17 protein-coding genes are annotated in these 22,451 nt (G+C 69.5%); 11 read left to right on the forward strand and 6 right to left on the reverse strand.

Annotated features, from left to right (window positions below; translation table 11 throughout):
* The first annotated feature begins 10 nt into the window (after positions 1 to 10).
* From tatB to BUA29_RS02870, 3 genes are read left to right on the forward strand one after another with little or no spacing between them, the layout of a single operon-like run.
* On the forward strand, positions 11 to 298 hold the full coding sequence (tatB, locus tag BUA29_RS02860) for a Sec-independent protein translocase protein TatB (RefSeq protein WP_072755124.1): 288 nt from the start codon (positions 11 to 13) through the stop codon (positions 296 to 298).
* Complete coding sequence (gene tatC, locus BUA29_RS02865) at positions 288 to 1,043, forward strand: twin-arginine translocase subunit TatC (RefSeq protein ID WP_072755125.1); 756 nt, start codon at positions 288 to 290, stop codon at positions 1,041 to 1,043. The genes tatB and tatC overlap by 11 nt, the downstream gene beginning before the upstream one ends.
* A complete protein-coding gene (locus BUA29_RS02870) occupies positions 1,030 to 1,731 on the forward strand; it encodes an RDD family protein (RefSeq protein ID WP_072755126.1) in 702 nt (233 codons plus the stop codon). The genes tatC and BUA29_RS02870 overlap by 14 nt, the downstream gene beginning before the upstream one ends.
* A gap of 35 nt (positions 1,732 to 1,766) precedes the next feature.
* Here the strand turns inward: BUA29_RS02870 and BUA29_RS02875 are convergent, their stop codons facing one another.
* Both BUA29_RS02875 and BUA29_RS02880 read right to left on the reverse strand, forming a co-directional pair.
* Positions 1,767 to 2,678 (reverse strand): hypothetical protein, encoded by a 912-nt coding sequence (locus tag BUA29_RS02875; protein WP_072755127.1) that lies wholly within the window; start codon positions 2,676 to 2,678, stop codon positions 1,767 to 1,769.
* Positions 2,679 to 2,730: 52 nt separating this feature from the next.
* Positions 2,731 to 3,471, reverse strand: coding sequence for a glutamine amidotransferase (locus BUA29_RS02880; RefSeq protein WP_072755128.1), 741 nt, complete (start codon positions 3,469 to 3,471; stop codon positions 2,731 to 2,733).
* Between the two features lie 85 nt (positions 3,472 to 3,556).
* On the opposite strand from BUA29_RS02880, the gene glyQ reads away from it, so the two are divergent.
* From glyQ to BUA29_RS02905, 5 genes are all read left to right on the forward strand, one after another.
* Positions 3,557 to 4,489, forward strand: coding sequence for a glycine--tRNA ligase subunit alpha (gene glyQ, locus BUA29_RS02885; RefSeq protein ID WP_072755129.1), 933 nt, complete (start codon positions 3,557 to 3,559; stop codon positions 4,487 to 4,489).
* Positions 4,486 to 6,558, forward strand: coding sequence for a glycine--tRNA ligase subunit beta (glyS, locus tag BUA29_RS02890; RefSeq protein ID WP_072755130.1), 2,073 nt, complete (start codon positions 4,486 to 4,488; stop codon positions 6,556 to 6,558). Before glyQ ends, glyS begins: the two co-directional genes overlap by 4 nt.
* Positions 6,559 to 6,639: 81 nt before the next feature.
* Positions 6,640 to 7,101, forward strand: coding sequence for a bacteriohemerythrin (locus BUA29_RS02895; protein ID WP_072755131.1), 462 nt, complete (start codon positions 6,640 to 6,642; stop codon positions 7,099 to 7,101).
* Between the two features lie 69 nt (positions 7,102 to 7,170).
* Positions 7,171 to 9,036 carry an autotransporter assembly complex protein TamA gene (locus BUA29_RS02900; RefSeq protein ID WP_072755132.1) on the forward strand — a complete coding sequence of 622 codons (1,866 nt, stop codon included), beginning with the start codon at positions 7,171 to 7,173 and terminating at the stop codon, positions 9,034 to 9,036.
* Positions 9,037 to 9,080: 44 nt separating this feature from the next.
* A complete protein-coding gene (locus BUA29_RS02905; protein ID WP_084602318.1) occupies positions 9,081 to 12,851 on the forward strand; it encodes a translocation/assembly module TamB domain-containing protein in 3,771 nt (1,256 codons plus the stop codon).
* Positions 12,852 to 12,891: 40 nt separating this feature from the next.
* Here the strand turns inward: BUA29_RS02905 and BUA29_RS02910 are convergent, their stop codons facing one another.
* Together BUA29_RS02910 and mnmG are read right to left on the reverse strand one after the other, a co-directional pair.
* Entirely contained in the window at positions 12,892 to 14,145 is a 1,254-nt protein-coding gene (locus tag BUA29_RS02910; RefSeq protein WP_072755134.1) for a sialidase family protein, read from the reverse strand.
* Positions 14,146 to 14,233: 88 nt separating this feature from the next.
* Positions 14,234 to 16,123, reverse strand: a complete 1,890-nt coding sequence (gene mnmG, locus BUA29_RS02915; protein WP_072755135.1) for a tRNA uridine-5-carboxymethylaminomethyl(34) synthesis enzyme MnmG — start codon at positions 16,121 to 16,123, stop codon at positions 14,234 to 14,236.
* Between the two features lie 469 nt (positions 16,124 to 16,592).
* Between mnmG and BUA29_RS02920 the strand changes: the two genes are divergently transcribed.
* Both BUA29_RS02920 and BUA29_RS02925 read left to right on the forward strand, forming a co-directional pair.
* On the forward strand, positions 16,593 to 17,582 hold the full coding sequence (locus BUA29_RS02920; RefSeq protein WP_072755136.1) for a pyridoxal-phosphate dependent enzyme: 990 nt from the start codon (positions 16,593 to 16,595) through the stop codon (positions 17,580 to 17,582).
* Positions 17,582 to 19,105, forward strand: coding sequence for an ArnT family glycosyltransferase (locus tag BUA29_RS02925; RefSeq protein ID WP_072755137.1), 1,524 nt, complete (start codon positions 17,582 to 17,584; stop codon positions 19,103 to 19,105). Before BUA29_RS02920 ends, BUA29_RS02925 begins: the two co-directional genes overlap by 1 nt.
* Here BUA29_RS02925 and bioC read toward each other — a convergent pair.
* Entirely contained in the window at positions 19,077 to 20,000 is a 924-nt protein-coding gene (gene bioC / locus BUA29_RS02930; protein ID WP_072755138.1) for a malonyl-ACP O-methyltransferase BioC, read from the reverse strand. The two genes, BUA29_RS02925 and bioC, sit on opposite strands and share 29 nt — an antisense overlap.
* A complete protein-coding gene (gene bioH, locus BUA29_RS02935; RefSeq protein ID WP_072755152.1) occupies positions 19,997 to 20,767 on the reverse strand; it encodes a pimeloyl-ACP methyl ester esterase BioH in 771 nt (256 codons plus the stop codon). Before bioH ends, bioC begins: the two co-directional genes overlap by 4 nt.
* A gap of 182 nt (positions 20,768 to 20,949) precedes the next feature.
* On the opposite strand from bioH, the gene BUA29_RS02940 reads away from it, so the two are divergent.
* Positions 20,950 to 22,440: an NAD-dependent succinate-semialdehyde dehydrogenase gene (locus BUA29_RS02940; RefSeq protein WP_143148781.1), complete on the forward strand. Its 1,491-nt coding sequence runs from the start codon at positions 20,950 to 20,952 to the stop codon at positions 22,438 to 22,440.
* The last annotated feature ends 11 nt before the right edge of the window (positions 22,441 to 22,451 follow it).

Here is a 22,451-nt window from a genome sequence, read left to right on the forward strand (position 1 = left end):
TGACGCTGCCATGTTCGAGTTTTCGCTGGGCGAGCTGGTGGTGGTGGCCCTGGTGGCGTTGGTCGTGCTTGGCCCGGAACGGCTGCCCAAGGCCGCACGTCTGGCCGGGTTGGGCTTGCGCCGGCTGCGTGCGCAGTGGGTGACCATGAAGAACGAGCTGGAACAGGAGCTGGCCCGCGAAGAGCTGGCCCGCAGCCTGCGCGAAACCCAGCAGGCACTGGACGAAACTCGCGCCTCCCTGGAGCAGCGACCAGCGTCGCCACCCGCCCCATCCGACGAGGCACGGCATGACCGCTGAGGTGCCCGACGACGAGCAGCGCCCGCTGATCAGCCACCTGCTGGAACTCCGCATGCGGCTGCTGCGTGGGCTGTGGGGGTTCGGGCTGGTGTTGTTGCTGCTGCTGCCATTTGCCAATCGCCTGTACGCCTGGTTGGCACAGCCACTATTGGCCAAACTGCCCAAAGGTGGTCAGCTGATCGCCACGCAGGTGGCGGCCCCCTTCTTCACACCGATGAAACTGGCGCTGGTGACGGCGTTGATGCTGGCCATGCCCTGGCTGCTCTACCAGCTCTGGGCGTTCGTCGCGCCGGGCCTGTACCGGCGCGAGAAGCGTCTGGCGCTGCCGTTGCTGGTCTCGGCGCTGCTGTTGTTCTATGCCGGCTGCGCGTTTGCGTACTTTTTGGTGCTGCCAACGGTGTTTGGCTTTCTGGCCCGGATCACCCCGGAAGGGGTGGCGATGATGACCGACATCAGCGCCTACCTCGATTTCGTGCTGGTGCTGTTTCTGGCGTTCGGGCTGGCGTTCGAGCTGCCGGTGGCACTGGTGATCCTGGCCCTGCTGGGCTGGGTGACGCCAGACCAGCTGCGCGAGGGGCGCGGTTACGCGATCGTGGGCATCTTCATCATCGCCGCCGTGGTGACCCCGCCCGACGTGATCAGCCAGCTGCTGCTGGCGATCCCCATGTGCCTTCTGTACGAAGCCGGCATCCTGGCGGCGCGGATCCTGGCGCCGGCCGGAGGGCAACGGGATGACCTCGCCTGAGGGTGTGCCGGCCGGATTCTGGCAGCGCTATGCCGCCTGGTCGCTGGATGCCGTCTGTCTGCTGCCGCTGGTCGCAGGACTGGCGTGGTCGCCGCTTCAGCGCGCCTGGGCGCAGGCCGCGCAGGCGCTGAAGACCCTGACCGCCCTGCTGGGCCGGCAACTGGAGATCGCGTTGGCCAGTGGTCAACCGCCGCAGGCCCTGTTGTCAGGGGTGCTGGCAGACCCGCAGGTGCAGGCGGGTGCGGCCGTGTTGAACGCCGCCCTGTTCACCCTGTTCGGGCTGCCGGTGCTGCTCTATGCCCTGCTGTCGGCGCTGTGGACGCTGGGGTTCGAGGGCTCGGCCTGGCAGGCCACCCCCGGCAAGCGGGTGTTGGGGCTTGCCGTGACCGACAGCCAGGGCGGCAAACCCAGTCTGGCCCGGTTGGCGCTGCGCTGGTTGGCCGCCGGGCTGTCGTGGGCGTCGCTCAACCTCGGCCATGCGCTGGCGGCCGTGCCGCCGCATCTTGCGTTGCATGACCGGCTGAGCGGCACCTGCGTGCAGACGCACAGCGGCACGCGTCGGCTGCCGCGTTGGGCCCAGGCCTGGTTGGGGCTGCAATCGGTCGGCGCCCTGCTGGCGCTGATCTGGCTGTGGCGGCTGGTGCAGGCGTGGACCCTGGCGGCGTTGGGGATGGCCGCGCCCGGTTGAACCAGCCTGCGTCGATGCCGTCTGCGGGCGCAGCGTCAGAGTTCGATCTGATTGCTCACGGTCGTGGCCGGGCTGCCCGGCGCGGCGCAGACATCACGCCAGACCCCATACATCACGCCCAGCATCACCACCATCAGGGCGAGCACCAGCACCAAGTACAGCGGCACCGCAAGCACGACCACCACCCAGCCACCCAGCAGTTTTGCCAGGACGCCCACCAGCAGCGCGGCGATCACCAGCAGCAGTGCCAGCACCACGGCGGCCACCATCGCCAGTAGGAACAGCACCAGCAGCGGCAGCAGATTGCGCAGAGTGCCCGCGACACCGTCCTGCAGGGCGTCCACGACGCCCTTGTCGCGCAGCGCGATCTGGCCCAAGCCGATGGCTTGCACGCCGTAGCTCAGCAGGCCCACGGCCCAGAAGATCAGCAGCGCCGGGCCAAACCCCTGCGGCAGGGCAGGAAGCGCGTCGCCGTTCTCCGGTGACTGCAAGGTCTGCAGATACCAACTGCCGATATCCGGAGCCAGCAGGCCGACCAGCGCGCCCAGCAGCAGGTTCTGGGCCAGCATCAGCAGCACCATGAACGCGGCCGCCCGCACCGCCACCACGCTCTGTCCCAGCACCGAGAACACCTGCAGGGCACTCACCGGCCGGCCTTGCTCGACCGCGTCGAGCAGCTGCAGATAGCCTGCCATCAACACCGCCATCAGGGCGCTGATGGCCACGCCGGTGAGCAGCGACACCAGGCCCGAGATCAGGCCGCTTGTGCCCGCGCTCACACTGATCGCCGTCATCACCAGTGCCAGCCCGATGGCCATGGCGATCAGTGTCGTCAGCAGCAGCAGGGCGCCGCCAAAAATCGCCTTCGGATTGTCCCGTCCCAGATCCAGGGCGCGCTGCAGCCAAGTCAGGCCGGCGCCGGCGCCCACCGCGCGTGTGGTCATCATGTCCTCTCGTGTCCGTCATCGGCCCGCGGTGCGGGCCCAATGCACAGCATACTCAACCTGCACGCCGGCCATGGGCATGACGCACGAACCGGCGCAGCACGCGGCGGGCCTGCGGGGTGGCGTGCACCTGCGCCTGCAGGTGACGGGCATCGCGGCCTTCGGCGCTGAGTGCCGCGCGGCGTGCCTGCAGATAACCGTGCATGTGGCGGGTGGCGAACTCGGGGTGGAACTGCACGCCCCAGACCGCCTGGCCCCAGCGGAAGGCGTGGCAGGCGTCGTGCTCGTTGCGGGCCAGCACATGGGCGCCAGCGGGTGGCTGCAGCACGCTTTGCAGGTGGGTGGCCTGGGCGGAAAAGCGCGCGGGCAGGCCGGCGAACAACGGATCCTGCTGGGCCAGAGGCGTCAGCTCGATGGGCACGGTGCCGATTTCGCGTCCGCGCGGGTTGGGGCCGACCGTGCCGCCCAGCGCATGCGCCAGCAGTTGGTGGCCATAGCAGATGCCAAACAGCGGTAACCCGGCCTGCGCCGCTTCGGCCAGCCACGCCGCGCTGCGCTCGCTCCAGTCGTGACGGTCGGTCACCATCGCCGCCGAGCCGGTCACGATGACGCCAGCGAACCCAGCGCGCGCCGGCAGCGGCTCGCCTTGGGCCACGTCCACCACCACGGCGTCATCACGGTCGAGGCCTGCGGCCACCCGGATCCAGTGCGCAAAACTGCCGTGCCGGCGCATGCTGTCGGTGGGCTGGCCGGTCTGCAGGATCAACAGGGGCGGGCGATGGCGGCGGGCGGACATGGGCAGGGCGGCAAGCAAGGGTGCAGGCAGGGGCGCACAGGCGCGGCCCTTATACTAGCCGGCCACGTTGCTGCATTTTGCCCCGATGGCTCACGAACGCGTTCCGATCACCTTCCAGCAACTCATTTCCCGCCTCAACGCCTACTGGGCGGAGCAGGGCTGCGTCCTGATCCAGCCGCTGGATCTGGAAGTCGGCGCCGGCACGTTCCATCCGGCGACCTTCCTGCGTGCGATCGGCCCGGAGCCGTGGAATGCCGCGTATGTGCAGCCCTCGCGTCGGCCCACCGATGGCCGTTACGGCGAAAACCCCAACCGCCTGCAGCGCTATTACCAGTACCAGGTGGTGATGAAGCCGTCGCCCGACAACATCGTCGAGCTGTATTTCGATTCGCTGAAAAGCCTTGGCATCGACCCGCTGGTGCACGACCTGCGTCTGGTCGAGGACAACTGGGAATCGCCCACGCTGGGGGCCTGGGGCCTGGGCTGGGAGGTCTGGCTCAACGGCATGGAGGTGACCCAGTTCACCTACTTCCAGCAGGCTGGCGGGCTGGAGTGCCGGCCGGTGCTGGGCGAGATCACCTATGGCCTGGAGCGCCTGTGCATGTATCTGCAGCACTGCGACAACGTTTATGACCTGATCTGGACCTACGGCCCGGATGGCTTGCCGGTGACCTATGGCGATGTCTATCACCAGAACGAAGTCGAGCAGAGCGCCTACAACTTCGAGCATGCCGACGTGGCGGAACTGTTCCACCGCTTCGATGCCTGCGAGGCCGAGGCGATGAAGCTGGTCGAGCTGGGCCTGCCGCTGCCGGCCTACGAGCAGGTCACCAAGGCCAGCCACAGCTTCAACCTGCTGGATGCACGCCGGGCGATCTCCGTGACCGAGCGTCAGCGCTACATCCTGCGCGTGCGCAAGCTGGCGCAGGCGGTGGCGGAGGCGTATTACGCGCAGCGCGAAAAACTCGGCTTTCCTGGCCTGAAGCGGGCCGCCATCCATTCGGAGGTGGCGGCATGAGCATGCAACCGCTGCTGATCGAACTGGGCACCGAGGAGCTGCCGGTCAAGGCGCTGCCGGGGTTGGCGCAGGCGTTTTTCGATGGCGTGATCGCGGCGCTGGAGAAGCGTGGCGTCGCCGTCGAGCGTGGCGATGCCAAGCCGCTGTACACCCCGCGTCGGCTGGCGGTGCTGCTGCCCGGTGTGGCCAGCGAACAGCCAGCGCAGCACAGCGAAGTGCTGGGCCCGTATCTCAACATCGCGCTCGATACCGACGGCCAGCCCACCCGCGCCCTGCAAGGCTTTGCGGCCAAGGCCGGGGTGGACTGGACGCAGCTGGAGAAAATCTCCGACGCCAAGGGCGAACGCTTCGTCCATCGGACAGTCAAGCCCGGCGCACGCACGCTGGATCTGCTGCAGGACGTGCTGGATGAGGCGTTGGCTGCGATGCCCATCCCCAAGCCGATGCGCTGGGGCGATCACCCCTATGGCTTCGCCCGTCCGTTGCACTGGCTGGTGGCGTTGCTGGGCGATGCGGTGGCCGATGTCACCGCGCTGGGCATTCGCGCCGGTCGGGAAACGCGTGGCCATCGCTTCCACCATCCCCAGCCGGTGCCCGTCGCCACGCCGCAGGCATACGTCGAGGCGTTGCGGGCGGCGTTCGTGCTGGTCGATCCCGACCAGCGCCGGGCGCGCATCGTCGCCGAGGTGGAGCATGCGGCCAAGGCCGCTGGCGGGCAGGCGCGGATCGAGCCGGACATCCTCGAACAGGTCAACTGCCTCACCGAATGGCCGGTCGCCATCCGTTGTGCGTTTGAGCGCGAGTTTCTGGCGGTGCCGCAGGAAGCGCTGATCCAGACCATGGAGACCAACCAGAAGTTCTTCCCGGTGCTGGATGCGCAGGGTCGGTTGACCGAGCACTTCATCGGCATTGCCAACATCGCGTCCAAGGATCCGGCAGAAATCCGCAAGGGCTACGAGCGCGTGATCCGGCCGCGCTTTGCCGATGCCCGCTTCTTCTACGACGAAGATCTCAAGCAGGGCCTGCTGGCGATGGGCGAGGGGCTCAAGACCGTCACCTATCAGGCCCGGCTTGGCACCCTGGCCGACAAGGTGGTGCGGGTGACGGCGCTGGCCGAGGTGATCGCGTCTTGCGTCGGTGCCGATGTCGCCCAGGCGCGGCGTGCGGCGCAGTTGTGCAAGAACGATCTGCAGTCGCGCATGGTCAACGAGTTCCCCGAGTTGCAAGGCATCGCCGGGCGCTACTACGCCCTGGCCGCGGGTGAGCCGGAGGCAGTGGCGCTGGCGATCGACGAGGCCTACCGGCCACGCTTTGCCGCCGACGACATCGCGGCATCCATGCTGGGCAAAGTGCTGGCCATCGCCGAGCGCCTGGACACCCTGGCGGGCGGCTTTGCTGCGGGTCTCAAGCCCACCGGCAACAAAGACCCGTTCGCGCTGCGTCGCAATGCGCTGGGGTTGGCGCGCACCATCATCGAAAGCGGCCTGACGCTGGACCTACCGGATCTGCTGGCGCGGGCCAATGCCGGGCTTGCCGCGCATGGTCTGCGCGCAGAGGTTGCCGAGCTGTACGACTTCATCCTCGACCGGTTGCGCAGCTACTACGCTGAACGCGGTGTGCCGGCGGCGCATTTCAATGCCGTGGCCGAGCTGAAGCCCGCCTCGCTGTACGACTTCGACCGTCGCCTCGCCGCCATCGGCCTGTTTGCGCAACTGCCGGAAGCCGCTGCGCTGGCCGCCGCCAACAAGCGCATCGGCAACATCCTGAAGAAAGCCGATGGCGCCATCCCCGACCAGATCGACCCGGCGCGGCTGGTCGAACCCGCCGAACAGGCATTGGCCGACGCGGTGGCAGCCGCCGAGGCCGAGACCATGCCGGCGCTGCAACGCGGCGACTACGTGCAGGTGCTGACCCGGCTGGCACAGCTGCGGCCGCAGGTGGATGCCTTCTTCGAGGCCGTGATGGTCAACGCCGACGATCCAGCCCTGCGCAGCAACCGGCTGGCGTTGCTGGCACGGCTGGCCAGCCGGTTGGACAGCGTGGCGGCGATCGAGTGCCTGTCCGCCTGAGGGCCACTTTTTTGAGCGAAATCAACATGCCACGGGGTGCGCGCACCTAGGCTGCTGGGAAAAGTTTTTCCGGAGCACCCCATGGCCCTCCTTGTTTGGCAACCCGAACTCGACACCGGCATCGATATCATCGACCAGCAGCACCACCGCATCGTGGCGCTGATCAACCAGCTTGATGCGGCGACCACCCGCGACGACCAGGCGGCCGTGCTGGAGGAATTGGTTGACTACACCCTCTCGCACTTTGCATTCGAAGAAGAATTGATGGAAGAGTCCGGTTATGCCTTCGGGCCGGCACACAAGCGTGTGCATGAGATGTTCGTGCGCCGCGTCAATGAGTACCGCATGCGCTTCGACGCGGGCGAGAATATCGCTGGCGAACTGAAAGGCATGCTGGCGCGCTGGCTGTTCAACCACATTCGCGGTGACGACAAATCCTATGCCCCGCACGTGCGCCACTACCTGGACACCTACAAGCGGCCGGGTCAGAGCGGCGCCCACGACGGCTGGCTCAAGCGCAAGATCAAGGCCTGGCTACAGTAAGCGGTCGCGGCGGCGGATACCGACGCTGCCGTTAATCACACTTTGACGCTGCATCGGTATCCTGCGCCGATGCCACTCTGCCGCGCCCGTCCGACGCTGTTCCTGCTCTGTTGCCTGGCCGCCATGCCGGCGCTGGCGGCCAAGGTGACCAGGATCGAAATTCGTGGGCTGCACGACCAAGCGATGGAAGCCAACGTGCGCAGCACGCTGTCGCTCAGCGATGCGCTGGGCAAGAACGTGCGGCCGAGCCGGCTGGTGTATCTGCTGGAGATTGCGCCGGACGAGGCGCGACAGGCGCTGGAACCGTTCGGCTATTACGACCCGGTCATCACCCTCAGCCGCAGCGATCGCGCCGAGCCGGTGCCGACCGGCAACCCGGATGCCCTGGAGGCTGCCAGCGAAGACGAGGCTGGGGAGGATGACGCCGGGGAGGATGGTGCCATGGGGATCACGGTGACGCTCACCATCGACCCAGGGACGCCGGTGCGGGTCAGCACAGAGGTGTTGGCGGTGGAGGGACCGGGAGGGGCCGATGCCGGGGTGGAGGCGGCGCTGGCGGCGTTTCGTCCGCGCCCCGGTGAGGTGTTCGATCACACCCGCTATGACACCAGCAAGGCCGCAGTGGAGGCCGCTCTGGCCCGGCACGGTTATTTCGCGGCACGCCCGCTGCAACATCGGGTCGAGGTCACCCGCGCCAGCCACAGCGCCGCCGTGACATTGCGCTGGGACAGCGGCGAACGGATGGCGCTGGGGCCGGTGCATTTCACCCAGACCCCGCAGGTAGTGGTGTGGCCGCGGTTGCTGGAGCGGCTGGTGCTGTGGACACCGGGCCAACCCTACGACGAGGCGCAGGTGGATCGCCTGCGTGATGCCTTGCAGGCACTCGATTACTTCGCCCTGGTCGATGTGCAGGCTGATCCGGCACAGGCGCGCGCGGGGCAGGTGCCGATCGAGGCCACCCTGACTCCGGCCCGGCGCAGCCTCTACAGCGCCGGCTTCAGCTATGGCACCGCCAGCGGCAGCGGCGTCAGCCTTGGGGTGGAGCGGCGTTACCTCAACCGCCGCGGTCACAAGGCGTTGGCCCAGTTGGACTGGGCACAAAAGCGCAAGACCGCGACCCTGCAGTACCGGGTTCCGGCATTTGCCTGGCTGGACGGCTGGTACAGCGTCAGCCTGCAGGCCGGCGACGAACAGACCGCCTATGTCGATAGCCGCCGGTTGGAGCTGGTGTTGGGCCGCACCGGACAGTACCGTCGCCACCTCACCCTGTCGGCCGGCCTGCACGTGCTGCGTGAGCGTTGGGCCTACCTCGATCCCACCCTGACCGCGCCGGCCGAGCAGTTCGGCAGTTTCCTGTACCCGGCGCTCACGGCCGATTACATCGACGTCGACGATCGCCTGGCACCGCGCCGTGGCGGCGGGCTCAGCCTGACCCTGCGCGGCGGCAGTGGTGGTGCCAATACCCGCACCGGCTTTGCCCAAGTGCATGTCCGTGCCCAGTGGTTCCACGGGCTGGACGCCGACAGCCGCCTGCTGCTGCGCGGCGAGGTGGGCCATACCTTCACCCGCGACGTGCTCAACCTGGCCCCCAGCCTGCGCTTCTATGCCGGCGGCGACCGCAGCGTGCGCGGCTACGGTTGGCACGAACTCGGCCCGGCCGTGGCGACCAGCGGTGGCCTGTACTACACCGGCGCCCCCAATGTGCTCACCGCCAGCGTGGAATATGAGCGCTATTTCAACGGCGCATGGGGCGCGGCGGTATTCGTGGATAGCGGGAATGCGTTTGCTGACCGGACACTGGGCCTGCGGACCGGCGTCGGCATTGGCGTGCGCTGGCGTTCGCCGATCGGGCCGGTGCGGATCGATATCGCCCGCGGCCTGGATTCGCCGCAGTCACCGCTGGGGCTGTACCTCAACATCGGGCCTGACCTGTGACCCAGCACGACGAACAGCCCCGGCGGCACCGACGCGGATGGCGCATGGCCAGCCTGGCCGGGCTGGCGCTGCTGGCGGTGGCGATCTCGGTGCTGCTGGGCTGGCTGCTGACCACCCGCGCGGGCCGCGATGTCGTGTTGCGGCAGGTCGTGGCGCACCTGCCAGCGAATACGCAGCTGACCTGGCAGCAGGTGGACGGGCCGCTGTCCGGCCCGATGACCCTGCATGGCGTGCGGTTGTCCATGCCGCGCCCGCGGGACCCGGACTGCATTGCCACGGCATCGACCCGCTGTGCGATGGGTACGCTCACCTTCACCGCCGGCATGGTCATGCTGGATCCGGATTTGGCTGCACTCCTTGCCGGTACCGTGCGGCTCAAGCAGGTGCAGGTGACGGATGCGACATTGGACCTGCCGCGCAGTGACGCCCCGTTCAAGCTGCCCAGCTGGCCCGAGCTGCTGCCGCAGGTCGCGCCACCATTGACGATCCGTGCTACGGCCATCGGCATCGATGCGCTGCGCATCCGGCATGAGGGCGCGCCGGTGATCGACATTCGCCATGCCCGCGGCGGGCTCGACGTGCAGCGTGGCCGTCTGCACGTGGAACACCTCCGGGTGGACAGCGATCGTGGTCGCTTTACCCTGCATGGCGATTACGCACCCGGCCATCGCGATCACACCGAATTGCTCGCCACCGCCGTGCTGCCTGCACCTGCCGGGCAGCCTGCGGCGCGGCTGGGGCTAGTGGCGCGCGGCAATCTGTCGCGGATGGTGGTGGCGCTGGCTGGCCGTGCCGGTGAGCCACTGCAGGCGGCGCTGATCGTGCAGGGCAACCCGGATCGGCCACGCTGGTGGTTGCAGGCACGCAGCGACGGGCTCGACCCCGGCCTGCTGACAGGTGGCCAGCCTGGCATGCCGTTGCGTTTTGGCTTTACCGCCACTGGCACCGGGGGCAGTGCCCAGTGGCACGGAACGCTGCAACGCGGCGCGTTCACCGTGCGCGTGCTGCCTTCGCGGCTGCAGGTGCAGGATCAGCGCGTGCAACTACAGGCACTGGCGTTGCAAATCCTGGATGGGCGCATCGAGGCAACCGGCGAAGTCGATCTGCGTGACCCGGCGCAGGCCATGCTGGCGCTGACGATCAATGCCCGCGGGCTGCGTTGGCGCGATCAAACCGGCACCCGTGCGATTCTGGCCGACGCCGGGGTTGCGCTGACCGGCACGGTCGATCGCTGGATGCTGACTGGCCAGGCCCGGCTGACGCGCGGCAAGGAGCACGCCACGGTCGATCTGACCGGTCGTGGTGATCGTGCCGGCCTGCGCGTCGAGGCGCTCTCGGCCGTCATGCCGCAGGGCCGGCTGGATGCCACAGGCACGCTGGCATGGACACCAGCACTGCAGTGGACGGCACAAGCACAGCTGGCCGGCTTCGACCCTGGCTACTTCGCACCGGACTGGCCCGGCGCAATCCGCGGCCGCCTGCGCAGCGAAGGCACGTTGCGCGATGGTCGAGGTCTGCGCGCGCAGATCGACGCGCAGGAACTGGGCGGCACCTTGCGCGGCCGCGCCCTGTCCGGGCATGCCCATGGCGATATCGATGGCGACCGCTATGCCGGCGAACTCGCGCTGACGCTGGGCGGCAGCCGCATCGACGCACGCGCCAGCATTGCGACAACGATGGCCGTGGCGGCGACGCTGGCCCCGCTGCGCCTGGAGGATCTGCTGCCGGGGGCCCACGGCATGCTGCGCGGCACGCTCACCCTGCGCGGTACCCGCACTGCCCCAGACCTGGCCGTGGACCTGACCGGCAGCGGCCTGGCCTTCGGTGACCTGCGCGCCGCCCAGGTGCAGGCGCAGGGCCGGCTGCCGTGGCAGCACGGCGAGGGCCGCTTACGGCTCGATGCCAGCGCAGTGCAGGCCGGGCTGGCGCTGGATGCCGTGCACGCCACCCTGCGCGGGGCGGTGACACGTCTGCAGTTGGATGCCGAAGCGCGTGGCGATTTCGGTGCGCTGGTGCTGGCCGGCACGGCCCAGGCGCAGGGGGCGCGCTGGCAGGGGCGGCTGGCACAGCTGCAGTTCACGCCCGCGCAGGCGGCGGCGTGGACGCTGCAGGCTCCCGCAGAGTGGCGTTGGAATGGCGGCAACGGCGTGCTGACGCCGGCCTGCCTGCACGCCACCATCGGCGGTGTGCTGTGCCTCAGTGCTGACTGGCCGCGGCAGGGGTTGACGCTGCAGGGGCAGGCGCTGCCGCTGGCCTTGCTGGCCGGGTGGCTGCCGGCGCGCGCGCCGAATCAGCCCTGGGGGCTCGATGGTCAGGCCGGCCTCGAGGCCAGGCTGCGTCCGCAGGGCGCCGACTGGCAGCTCGACGCCCAGCTGACGTCGGCCAATGGTCGTCTGCGCAGTCGCCCGCGGGCAGGGAGCGCCCTGCTCGAATACCGCGATCTGGTGGTCACTGCCGCGCTTGGGCCGCGCCAGTGGCAGCTGTCGGCCTATGCGGCGCTGGGCGATACCGGCACCCTGGCGGCCCGGCTGGACACCGGCCCGCAGCCACAGGCGCCGCTGCAGGGGGCACTGCGTCTGCGCACCCGGCAGTTACGTCTGCTGGAGCTGCTCTCGCCCGACCTGGTGGCGCCGCAGGGCCAGCTCGATCTTGCCCTGCAGCTGGGCGGCACCCGCACGCAGCCGACACTGGCCGGCACCGCCGACCTGCACGGTTTGAATGCCGAACTGCCGGCGCTGGGCATTGCGATCGAGAACGGCCAGCTGCAGTTGCAGGCAGACGCCGATGGCGTGGCCCAGATCCAGGGCCGCCTGCCCACCGGCAAGGGCGAGCTGGTCGTGGCCGGGCGGCTGGGCTGGCAGGATCAGTCCGCGCCACTGCAACTGACCCTGCGTGGCACCGACGTGCTGCTGGCCGATACCCGTCAGGCGCGCATCCTGGCATCGCCCGATATCGCGGTGAGTTATCGCGCCGGTTCGCCGGTGCAGGTGCGTGGCGCGGTGACCGTGGCGCAGACCGATCTGCATCTGGAACGGCTGGAGATGGCGGTGTCGCCATCCCCGGACGTGGTGGTGCTGGATCCGGTCGATCCTGACCGGGCGCGCGCTCCGCTGGGTGTTGATCTGGATCTCACCCTGACCGCGGGTGACGCCGTGCGTATCGACGGTTACGGCCTGGCCGGCACCGTCGGCGGCAGTCTGCACGTTCGTCAGGCACCGGGCCAGGCGATGCGCGCCACTGGCGCGTTGGATCTCGGCGGCCGTTACCGCGCCTACGGGCAGGATCTGCGCATCACCCGTGGCCGGCTGCTGTGGTCGAACACGGCGCTGGACGATCCGCTGCTCGATTTGCGGGCGGAGCGTACGGTGGGCGAGGTCACGGCCGGGATCCAGGTGACCGGGCGGGTGTCCTCGCCGCGGGCCAGCGTGTGGTCGGATCCGGTGATGAGCCCATCGGAGGCGTTGGCCTATCTCACCCTGGGCCGGCCGCTGCCGGATCTGAGCCGCAGCGAGTTGCAGCAGGTCGATGCCGCCCGCACCGCCCTCAATGCCGGTGTCGGGCTACTGGCGGCGCAACTGGGCGCCCGGATCGGGCTGGACGAGGCCGGGGTGAGCACGTCGCGCGCACTCGGCGGCGAGGTGCTGGGTGTAGGCAAATACCTCTCGCCCCGGCTGTATGTCAGCTACGGGGTGTCCCTGCTCGGCACCGGTCAAGTGGTGATGCTCAAATACCTGCTGAAAAAGGGCTTCGACATCCAGGTGGAATCGTCCACCGTGGAAAATCGCGCCTCGATCAACTGGCGCAAGGAGAAATAAGCCGGCAGCACACGGGTGTGCCAATCGAAGCCGGGCCTGCTCAACGGGTCAGCCGGACGCCTTTGAGACGGGGGGTGCCATTGGCGTCCTGGTCGGTCCACACCAGCCATGCCCCGTCGGCATCGACCGCAAGGCTGGGGTAACCGCTGGCCAGACCGCGGGTGGCCAGGGTGGCCACATCCAGGGTCTGCAGGCGGCGCGACAGGTCGGGGGCATAGCGGGCCAGCTTCAGGTGCTGGCCGCTGGCGTCCTCGCGCAGCCAGGCCACCCACACCTGGTGGGCATCCAGTGCCACCGCTGCTCGGCCCAGCACGCCAGGGCCCTGGTCCACGTCCACCGGGGCGGCAAACTGGGTGCCGGCATCGCGGCTGAGCGCCAGCCGCAGTCGTGGGCCGCCATCGGCCTCGGTGTACCAGGCCAGCGCCACCGTATCGCCACGGGCGGCCAGGGCCGGGCCGTTGACCGGGCAGCCCGGTTGCACCCAGTGGTCGGCATGCACGGGGCGCGGGGCGCTCCAGGCGCCGTTCTGCCAGCGCGCCACCACGATGTCGCGGACGTCGTCCGGGCTGCGGTCGCGCCAGGCCAGCAGCGGGCCGCGCGCGGTCATCGCCACCGCCAGCGTGCAGCAGTCGCAGGTGCGGGTGTCCAGCACGGTGTCGGTGCCGCGCTGCAGGTTCAGATCGAAGCGGTTGACCCGCAGCTGCATGTCGCCGCTGGCCTCGGCCTGCCCATGCTCCGGTGTCTTGGCACGGCCATCCAGCCAGGCGATGCCCAGGGCATCGCTGCCATCCGGCCACAGTGCGGCAAAGCCGTGCTCGGTGGGCATGCCGTCGCTGTTGACGCGGGTGATCTGCTCCCAGCGCATCCCGCCATCACGGGAACGCGCCAGCACCACGTCGGTGCCGCCGGCCTGGTCGGGTTGCGCCTGCACCCATTGCGCCCACAACGCCCCATCGGCGGTGGCCAGCAGGTGCGGCGGGTCGGCGGGGCTGGCGGCCAGGGCGTTGCCCACGGCAATCGTGCGCGGCTGACTCTGCCAGCCGTCGCGGGTGTTGTAGATGGCAAACTGCAGCGCAGTGCGGCGGCCTTCGCGGCGGTTGATCCAGCCCAGCAGCAGGCGGCCGTCCGGGGTCTGACGCAAGGTCGGAGCCAGCGAGCCGGGCTCGGCCGGCAGCGCCCAGACCTGGGCGGCATAGTCGCCATTGCTGGCTCGGGGCGGCGGCGTGTCATGGCCACAGGCAGCCAGCAGCAGCGGCAGGGCGAAAACGGCAAGACGGGCGCGCAGGGTGTTCATGCGCGCAAGGATACGCCGGCGCTGCGCCTGCACAAACGGCGCCTGCAGACGTGCCCGCCTTGAAGGCGGGCCGTGCGAAGACAAGGGTTCAGGCGGCGTGCTGTCGGCGCTGCCGCTCCAGATGCACCAGCAGCAGGCTGATCGCCGCCGGCGTCACACCAGGGATGCGTTGTGCCTGGCCCACGGTCTGCGGCCGCACCTGTTGCAGTTTCTGCAGGACTTCGGCGGACAGTCCGCGCACCTGGCTGTAGTCGAACCCGTCCGGGATCGGCGTGGCTTCATGGCGCTGCTGGCGGGCGATTTCCTCGCGTTGCCGTTGCAGGTAGCCGGCGTATTTGCTGTCGATTTCTACTTGCTCGGCCACGTCCGGATCGTCCACGCCCGGCCCCAGCGCCGGCACCGTCATCAGCGTGTCGTAGTCCAGCTCCGGCCGGCGCAGCAGATCCAGGACGCAGGTTTCGTGGCTGACGGAAAGCCCCAGCTGGCGTTCCAGCGCGGCGCCCAGGGCATTGTTGGGGGCGGCCCACAGCGCGGCCAGCCGAGCCCGTTCGCGTTCGATGGCCTCCTGCTTGCGGCAGAAGCGCGCCCAGCGGTGGTCGTCCACCAGCCCCAGCGCACGTCCGGCCGGGGTCAGGCGCAGGTCGGCATTGTCCTGACGCAGTTGCAGCCGGTATTCGGCGCGGCTGGTGAACATGCGATACGGCTCGTTGGTGCCGTGGGTGATCAGGTCATCCACCAGCACGCCGAGGTAGGCCTCGTCGCGGCGGAGCGTCCAGGCCGGCTGCTGGCGCACATAGCGGGCGGCGTTGATGCCGGCCAGCAAGCCCTGCGCGGCGGCTTCCTCGTAGCCGGTGGTGCCGTTGATCTGGCCGGCGAAGAACAGCCCGGACACCGCCTTGGTCTCCAGCGAGGCTTTCAGCCCGCGCGGATCGAAGAAGTCGTATTCGATGGCGTAGCCGGGGCGGGTGATGTGCGCCTGCTCGAAGCCGACGATGCTGCGCACCAGCGCCAGCTGCACGTCGAACGGCAGCGAGGTGGAAATGCCGTTCGGGTAGATCTCCACCACATCCAGCCCTTCCGGCTCGACGAACACCTGATGGCTGGGCTTGTCGGCAAAGCGCACCACTTTGTCCTCGATCGACGGGCAGTAGCGCGGGCCGATCCCTTCGATCTGGCCGGAATACAGCGGGCTGCGGTCGAGCGCGGCGCGGATGATGTCGTGGGTGCGTTCGGTGGTGTGGGTGATCCAGCACGACACCTGGCGCGGGTGATCCTCCGTTGAGCCGATGAACGAAAACACCGGGCGTGGGGTATCGCCGGGCTGTTCGGTCATCACCGCGTAGTTCAGCGTGCGGCCGTCGATGCGCGGCGGCGTGCCGGTCTTCAGCCGGGCCACGGTGAACGGCCCTTCGCGCAGGCGCTGGGCCAGGGTGACGGCTGGTGGATCGCCCATGCGCCCGGCGGCGTATTGGGTCTGGCCGATGTGGATTTTCCCGGCCAGGAACGTGCCCGCAGTGAGCACCACCGCCGGGGCGTGAAAGCGCAGGCCGGTGTTGGTGATGGCGCCGTGCACGGCGTCCTGGTCGATGATCAGGTCATCCACCGCGGCCTGGAACACGGTCAGGTTGGGCTGGGTTTCCACCGCGCGCCGGATGAAGGCGCGGTACAGCGCACGGTCGGCCTGGCAGCGGGTGGCGCGTACCGCCGGCCCCTTGCTGGCATTGAGCGTGCGCCACTGGATCCCGGCGGCGTCCGCCGCACGCGCCATGATCCCGCCCAGCGCATCGATCTCGCGCACCAGATGGCCCTTGCCGATGCCACCAATCGCCGGGTTGCAGCTCATCGCCCCCACGGTCTCGATGGAATGGGTCAGCAGCAGCGTGCGCGCACCGCTGCGGGCGGCAGCCAGGGCCGCCTCGGTGCCGGCATGGCCGCCGCCGATCACGATGACGTCGTAGCGGTAGAAGGAGTCACTCATGGAGGCATTATCACGCGCACGGGCGGCCAATGCAGACCGGGTTTGGCATGCTTCCTGCATTTATCGGGCCAGCACTCGACCTGGCACGCCGTCAGGCGATGGTCGGACTGAACAGGGGCCGACCCTGCGCAGGTCGAGGATGCTATGAGGGCCGGTTGTCGGGGGACAGCCGGCCCTCGATCTTTTCTGCGCCGGCAAACGCCCGCTACGGGCGCGGCTGTGCCGGGCTGGCGCAAACAAAGCGCCGGCACCGACAGGAAAGCGGAACAGGGGGGATCCGGGAAATCCTGCCGATGCCGGCACGCGTAAGCTTACCCGATTTGGTGCGATGTGACGCAACAGGGGCAGTTTTTGACACCCTGAGGGCCACCTGTGGCGTCGGTCACGGTTTGCTGGGCTGCAGGCCATCGTCCATTTGCCGGGGGCAGAGTCAGGCCATGCCACCATGGTTGCGGGTTAGCATGCCCGGATGTCGCCCTCTTCCTTGTCCCCGCTTCCTACGTTCATTGATGTGCTGGATGCCGCGGCGCGGATTGCGCCGTATGCGCAGGTCACGCCGGTTTTGCGCAGCCGTTCGCTGGAGGCTCAGGCCGGGGCGGCGCTCTGGCTGAAGGCCGAGCATCTGCAGCGGGTGGGGGCGTTCAAGTTCCGTGGTGCGTGCAATGCGGTGTTTTCTCTGGATGCGGCCACGGCTGCGCGGGGGGTGGTGACGCATTCGTCTGGCAACCACGGGGCGGCGCTGGCGCTGGCGGCACGGCTGCGCGGGATTCCCTGTCATGTGGTGGTGCCCGAGGGCGCGGTGCAGGCAAAGCTGGAGGCGATCGTGCGGGCCGGGGCGGTGCTGCATCGCTGTGCGCCCGGCATCGCCGCGCGCGAGGCCGCCTGTGCGCAGGTCCAGGCGGAGACGGGTGCCACCCTGGTGCATCCGTATGCTGATTCGCAGGTGATCGCAGGCCAGGGCACCGCGGCGCTGGAGCTGTTGACCGCGCAGCCCGATCTGGACGCGCTGGTGGTGCCGCTGGGCGGTGGCGGGCTGGCCGCAGGCAGCGCGCTGGCGTTGCAGGGGCGGGCCCCGCAATGTCGGCTGTATCTGGCCGAGCCGGCCGGTGCCGCCGACGGTGCGCGCGCGTTCGCACGGGGTGTGCTGGAACCGGATGGGGTGCCGCCAGACACCATCTGCGACGGTCTGCGCGGGACGTTGGGGGCGCCCAACTTCGCGCTGCTGCGTGCCGCCGGGGCACAGGTGCTGACGGTGGAGGATGCCGACACGCGGGCGGCGCTGCGATTGCTGTGGAGCCGGACCAAACAGCTGGTGGAGCCTTCAGCCGCGATCACCCTGGCGGCGGTGTTGGCCCATCGGGAGCGTTTTGCCGGGGCGCGGGTGGGGTTGCTGCTGTCCGGCGGCAATGTCGATCTGTCGGCGCTGCCGGCGCTGTTGGAGGGAGAGTCCGCTGCGTGATGAAAAACGTCTTCACACCGGCCTGGGCGATTGCGCTGTTGGCACTGGTGCTGGCGCTGACCGGGCTGGGCGCACGCGGGCTGTGGGAACCCGACGAAGGGCGCTATACCAACGTCGCCCTGACCATGCTCGATCGCGGCGACTGGGTGTCACCGCACCGCAGCCCGGACACCGGCCACTGGACCAAACCACCGCTGACCTACTGGGTGCTGGCGGCCAGCATGGGCACGCTGGGCCGCACCGCGTTTGCGGCGCGGTTGCCGTCGGTGCTGGCCTATCTGGCCCTGATCGCGTTGGCCTGGCGCACGGCGCGGCGGTTGGCCCCCGGCGGCGAGGCGATGGCGGCGCTGGCCTACGCCACCATGCTGCTGCCGTTTGCTGCTTCGCAGCTGATCACCACCGACCCTTGGCTTGCGGTCTGGCAGGGGCTGGCGATGGCGGCGTTCGTCGAGGCCCGGTTTGGCCCGCCCGCGGCGCAGCGGCGCTGGCTGGCGCTGATGTGGCTGGGCTTCGGGCTGGGCTTTCTGACCAAGGGGCCGCCGGCGCTGCTGCCGCTGCTGGCTGTGCTGGTGTTCGACCGCCTGCGGCCGGTTCCCAAGGCGCAGCGCACGCTGTGGCTGCCGGCTGGGCTGGGGGTGTTTTTGCTGGTGGCGCTGCCGTGGTACCTGTGGGTGATCACCCACACGCCGGGGCTTTTGAACTACTTCCTCGGGCAGGAGGTGTATGCGCGGGTGGCCAGCGACAGCTTTGGCCGCAACGGCGAGTGGTACGGCTGGCTGAAGGTCTATCTGCCCACCCTGCTGCTGGGCAGTTTGCCGTGGACCGGGTGGCTGCTGCGCTGGGCGGCGCAGTTACCGGCCAGCGTGCGGCGCTGGCGGCAGCCGGAGGCACGTCTGCAGGACGCCGAGGCGCTGCTTTTGACGCTGTGGCTGCTGCTGCCCTTGCTGGTGTTTTGCCTGGCACGTTCGCGTCTGCCGCTGTACCTGCTGCCGTTGTTCCTGCCGATCGCGGTGCTGGTGGCGCGTCAGTGGCAGCAGCGTCATCCCGGGCGGTTGCCGCGGGTGGGCTGGATCATGGCCTGGGCGTTGTTGCTCCTGGGCCTGAAAGGGTTGGCGGCACGGCTGGAGACGGGTAAGGATGCCACTGCCTGGGCGCAGGCGATCCGCGCACGGGTGCCGGCGCCGATCGTGGCGGTCAATGCGCTGGACGATGCACCGCGCTATGGCCTGCATCTGACATTGGGGGTGCCGGTGGTGCAGGTGGCGCTGACCGCCGTGCCCAACGTCTCACGCATTAACCCGCCCTACGACCGCACGCTGGACGATGCCCTGCGTCAGCCGCAGGCCGGGCAGGTCTGGTACACGCCGCAGGCGCATCTGCCGCAGGTGCAGGCGGCGCTGGCGCGGCACGGCTGGCGGGCGGAGGTGGCCGGTGCGCCGTATCGGGGACGGGTGATCTTCCGGGTGGTGCGCGACCGGCCGCCGGACGCGGCGCTCAGCGCCGGCGGATCGGGATCCGGCTGAGGGGGATGGCCACCTGCTCGATGCCATCGGCCCGGATCGGCGTGCCCGGTTCGGGGGCCCAGGCCAGTGCGCTGATGATCTCCCAGTCGGCCGGCAGCCCATGCGGGGTGCGGTGCGCCTCGTAGGCGCGGGCGGCCGCAGTGAACCGGCGGCGGCCGGTCAGGGTCTGGCGCCGGCGGGTCAGGGCGTTGGTGGCGCCGAGTGCGCGCAGTTCGTGCATCAGCGCCGGCAGGTCGGGGTGGAAGCGGGTTTCCAGATCACGATCGACCACCGGCTGGAAGAATCCGGCGGCCAGCAGGGCGTCGCCCACCATGGCCAGATCCGGGAACGGGCTGACATGCGGTGCGGCATCGGCCTGGGCGAAAGCATCGCGTAGCTGCCAGAGCGTTTGCGGGCCAAAGGTGGAAAACAGCAGCAGACCGTGCGGACGCAGCACGCGCCGGAACCCGGCCAGCACCGCCGGCAGATCGTCCACCCATTGCAGGCACAGGTTGGAGAAGAGGATGTCCACGCTGCCGTCGGCCAGCGGCAGGGCGCGGGCATCGGCGCAGACCAGGTGCGGCCGGCGTGCCAGCGGGTTGGGCAGGCCCAGCCCGGGCAGCCGGGGGGTGGTGGCGGCACGTGCCTGACGCAGCATCGGCAGAGCCAGATCCAGCGCCACCACCTGCGCCTTCGGCCAGCGCTGCTGCAGCAACCCGCTGGCGTGGCCGGTGCCGCAGCCCAGATCCAGCACCACCTGCGGCGGGCCGTGCCCGAGGGCCGGGTCGTCCCAGTAGTCCAGCGATTCCAGCAGGCGCGCTTCCACCTGGCGTTGCAGCACTGCCGCGCTGTCGTACTGGCTGGCCGAGCGCGAGAAGGCGCGCCGCACCTGACGGGTGTCAAACAGCCCGGTCATGCCCGCGCCCCGGCAAGAAAGTCCAGCAATGCCTCGGCGACGGCGTCGGCATGGGTCAAAAAGGGTGCATGGCCGGCGTGCTCGATGGCCAGGTAGCGTGCGCCCGGCGCTTGCGCGGCAGCGGCCTGCATCGCCTGCGGGTTCACCAAGCGGTCGCGACGGCCGGCCAGCCACAGGCTGGGCACGGCAAGCGAAGGCAGCGACTGGCGCAGATCGGTCTGCGCCAGCAGCCGCAGCCCTTCGTCGAGCACACGCGGATCCGGCGCACCACGCGCCAGCACGGCATCGCGCAGCAGGCGCATTTCCTCGCGCATGTGATCAGAGCCAAATGCTTCCAGCGCCAGGAAACGATCGACGGTGGCCTGCCAGTCCTGCGCCAGGCCCTGGGCGAACGTGTCGAACACATGCTGGGGCATGCCCTGCGGCCAGTCCGGCCCGTCCACAAAGCGCGGCGTGGCACACAGCAGGGCCAGTGCCGGCACCGCCGTGGGCGTCTGCAGCGCCGCGTACAGGGCGATCAGCCCACCCAGCGACCAGCCGCACCAGGGGGCGCCAGCGGGCACCTGGGCGGCGATGGCCTGCGCGCAGGGCGCCAGCGCCAGCGGCAGCGGGCTGTGGCGGCTGTAGCCGTGGCCGGGCAGATCGACCAGATACAGCGTGCGGTGATCGCGCAGGCGTTCCACCAGTGGCGCAAAGATGCCGCCGTGCATGGCCCAGCCATGCAGCACGACCAGCGGTGGGCCGGCGCCCACGATGTCCAGGTGCAGAGCGTTCATGTGGGTGACGTGGTGGGCCGGCAAGGCGGCCGGCCCGGGGGAGGAAGGCGCGCATTATGGCCTTGCCGGCGTGCATTGCGGCATTGGGTGGGCGCAGGACGCCCGCAGGTGTTCAGGCCGGGATGGTCTGGCGTATCGTGCTGTTCTGTCTGTGATGTGCCAGGAGAATCTCCATGGATGCAGCCACCCGACTGGCCTTGCGCGAGCCCACCCTGTGGCGGCAGCAGGCCCTGATCGCGGGCCGTTGGTGCGATGCCGATGCCGCCGGCACCTGTGCCGTGCACGATCCGGCCGATGGCCTGCGGCTGGGCAGCGTGCCGGACATGGGTGCAGCCGAAACCCGCTGCGCCATCGATGCCGCCGATGCGGCCTTCCCGGCCTGGGCGGGCAAAACCGCCAAACAACGCGCGCAGGTGTTGCGCCGGATCCACGACCTGATGCTGGCCCATCAGGAAGACCTGGCCCGGTTGCTGACCGCCGAGCAGGGCAAGCCGCTGGCCGAGGCACGCGCCGAGATCGCCTATTCGGCGGGGTATTTCGAATGGTTCGGCGAACAGGCCAAACGGATGGACGGCGAGGTGATCCCCGGCCATGTCCCAGGCGTGCGCCTGCTGGCCTTGCGCCAGCCGGTGGGGGTGGTGGCGGCGATCACGCCGTGGAACTTCCCGTCGGCGATGCTGGGTCGCAAGGTGGCGGCGGCGCTGGCGGCCGGGTGCACAGTGGTGTGCAAGCCTGCCGTGCAGACCCCGTTCTCGGCGCTGGCACTGGGGGTGCTGGCCGAACGCGCAGGCCTGCCCGCCGGCGTGCTGAACATCGTCACCGGGGCCGATGCCGCAGCAATTGGCGCGGAGATGACCAGCAACCCGAAGGTGCGCAAGCTCAGCTTCACCGGCTCCACCGCGGTCGGCCGCCGGCTGATGGCGCAATGCGCGGATGGCCTCAAGCGGCTGTCGCTGGAACTGGGTGGCAATGCGCCGTTCATCGTGTTCGACGATGCCGACCTGGACGCCGCGGTGGCCGGCGCCATTGCCAGCAAGTTCCGCAACAGCGGGCAGACCTGCGTCTGCGCCAACCGGCTGCTGGTGCAGGACGGGGTGTACGACGCGTTTGCCGAAAAACTGGTGGCCGCCGTGCAGGCGTTGCGGGTGGGGCCGGGGCTGACCGGCGAGACCGATCAGGGCCCGCTGATCGATGCCAAGGCGCTGGAGAAGGTGGAGGCGCATGTGGCCGACGCGCTGGCGCATGGCGCACGCGTGGCGACCGGCGGGCACCGTCACGCGCTGGGCGGCACGTTCTACGCGCCGACGGTGCTGCTGGACGCCACCCCGCAGATGCGGCTGGCGCACGAAGAAACCTTCGGGCCGGTGGCGCCGCTGTTCCGCTTCAAGACCGAGGCGGAGGCCATCGCCCTGGCCAATGCCACCGAGTACGGCCTGGCCGGGTATTTCTACACCCGCGACAACGCCCGCGCCTGGCGCGTGGCCGAGGCGCTGGAGTGCGGGATGGTGGGCCTCAACACCGGGCTGATCTCGACCGAAGTGGCGCCGTTTGGGGGCATCAAGCAGTCCGGGTTCGGGCGCGAAGGCTCGCAGCACGGGCTGGAGGATTACAGCCACATCAAGTACGTCTGCATCGGCGGGCTCGATATGCGCGCAGGCGGTTGATGGCGCACGCT

Origin of the sequence: Thermomonas hydrothermalis, from assembly GCF_900129205.1 — a bacterium.
GTDB classification, from domain to species: domain Bacteria; phylum Pseudomonadota; class Gammaproteobacteria; order Xanthomonadales; family Xanthomonadaceae; genus Thermomonas; species Thermomonas hydrothermalis.

What these genes read in the sequence shown, in the direction of transcription:
- BUA29_RS02875 (WP_072755127.1), bottom strand. Translation starts at nt 2,678, where the DNA reads ATGATGACCACACGCGCGGTGGGCGCCGGCGCCGGCCTGACTTGGCTG.
- BUA29_RS02880 (WP_072755128.1), bottom strand. Translation starts at nt 3,471, where the DNA reads ATGTCCGCCCGCCGCCATCGCCCGCCCCTGTTGATCCTGCAGACCGGC.
- glyS (WP_072755130.1), top strand. Translation starts at nt 4,486, where the DNA reads ATGAGCATGCAACCGCTGCTGATCGAACTGGGCACCGAGGAGCTGCCG.
- BUA29_RS02920 (WP_072755136.1), top strand. Translation starts at nt 16,593, where the DNA reads ATGTCGCCCTCTTCCTTGTCCCCGCTTCCTACGTTCATTGATGTGCTG.
- bioC (WP_072755138.1), bottom strand. Translation starts at nt 20,000, where the DNA reads ATGACCGGGCTGTTTGACACCCGTCAGGTGCGGCGCGCCTTCTCGCGC.
- glyQ (WP_072755129.1), top strand. Translation starts at nt 3,557, where the DNA reads ATGGCTCACGAACGCGTTCCGATCACCTTCCAGCAACTCATTTCCCGC.
- tatB (WP_072755124.1), top strand. Translation starts at nt 11, where the DNA reads ATGTTCGAGTTTTCGCTGGGCGAGCTGGTGGTGGTGGCCCTGGTGGCG.
- BUA29_RS02870 (WP_072755126.1), top strand. Translation starts at nt 1,030, where the DNA reads ATGACCTCGCCTGAGGGTGTGCCGGCCGGATTCTGGCAGCGCTATGCC.
- BUA29_RS02910 (WP_072755134.1), bottom strand. Translation starts at nt 14,145, where the DNA reads ATGAACACCCTGCGCGCCCGTCTTGCCGTTTTCGCCCTGCCGCTGCTG.
- mnmG (WP_072755135.1), bottom strand. Translation starts at nt 16,123, where the DNA reads ATGAGTGACTCCTTCTACCGCTACGACGTCATCGTGATCGGCGGCGGC.
- BUA29_RS02905 (WP_084602318.1), top strand. Translation starts at nt 9,081, where the DNA reads ATGGCCAGCCTGGCCGGGCTGGCGCTGCTGGCGGTGGCGATCTCGGTG.
- BUA29_RS02925 (WP_072755137.1), top strand. Translation starts at nt 17,582, where the DNA reads ATGAAAAACGTCTTCACACCGGCCTGGGCGATTGCGCTGTTGGCACTG.
- BUA29_RS02900 (WP_072755132.1), top strand. Translation starts at nt 7,171, where the DNA reads ATGCCACTCTGCCGCGCCCGTCCGACGCTGTTCCTGCTCTGTTGCCTG.
- BUA29_RS02895 (WP_072755131.1), top strand. Translation starts at nt 6,640, where the DNA reads ATGGCCCTCCTTGTTTGGCAACCCGAACTCGACACCGGCATCGATATC.
- tatC (WP_072755125.1), top strand. Translation starts at nt 288, where the DNA reads ATGACCGCTGAGGTGCCCGACGACGAGCAGCGCCCGCTGATCAGCCAC.
- BUA29_RS02940 (WP_143148781.1), top strand. Translation starts at nt 20,950, where the DNA reads ATGGATGCAGCCACCCGACTGGCCTTGCGCGAGCCCACCCTGTGGCGG.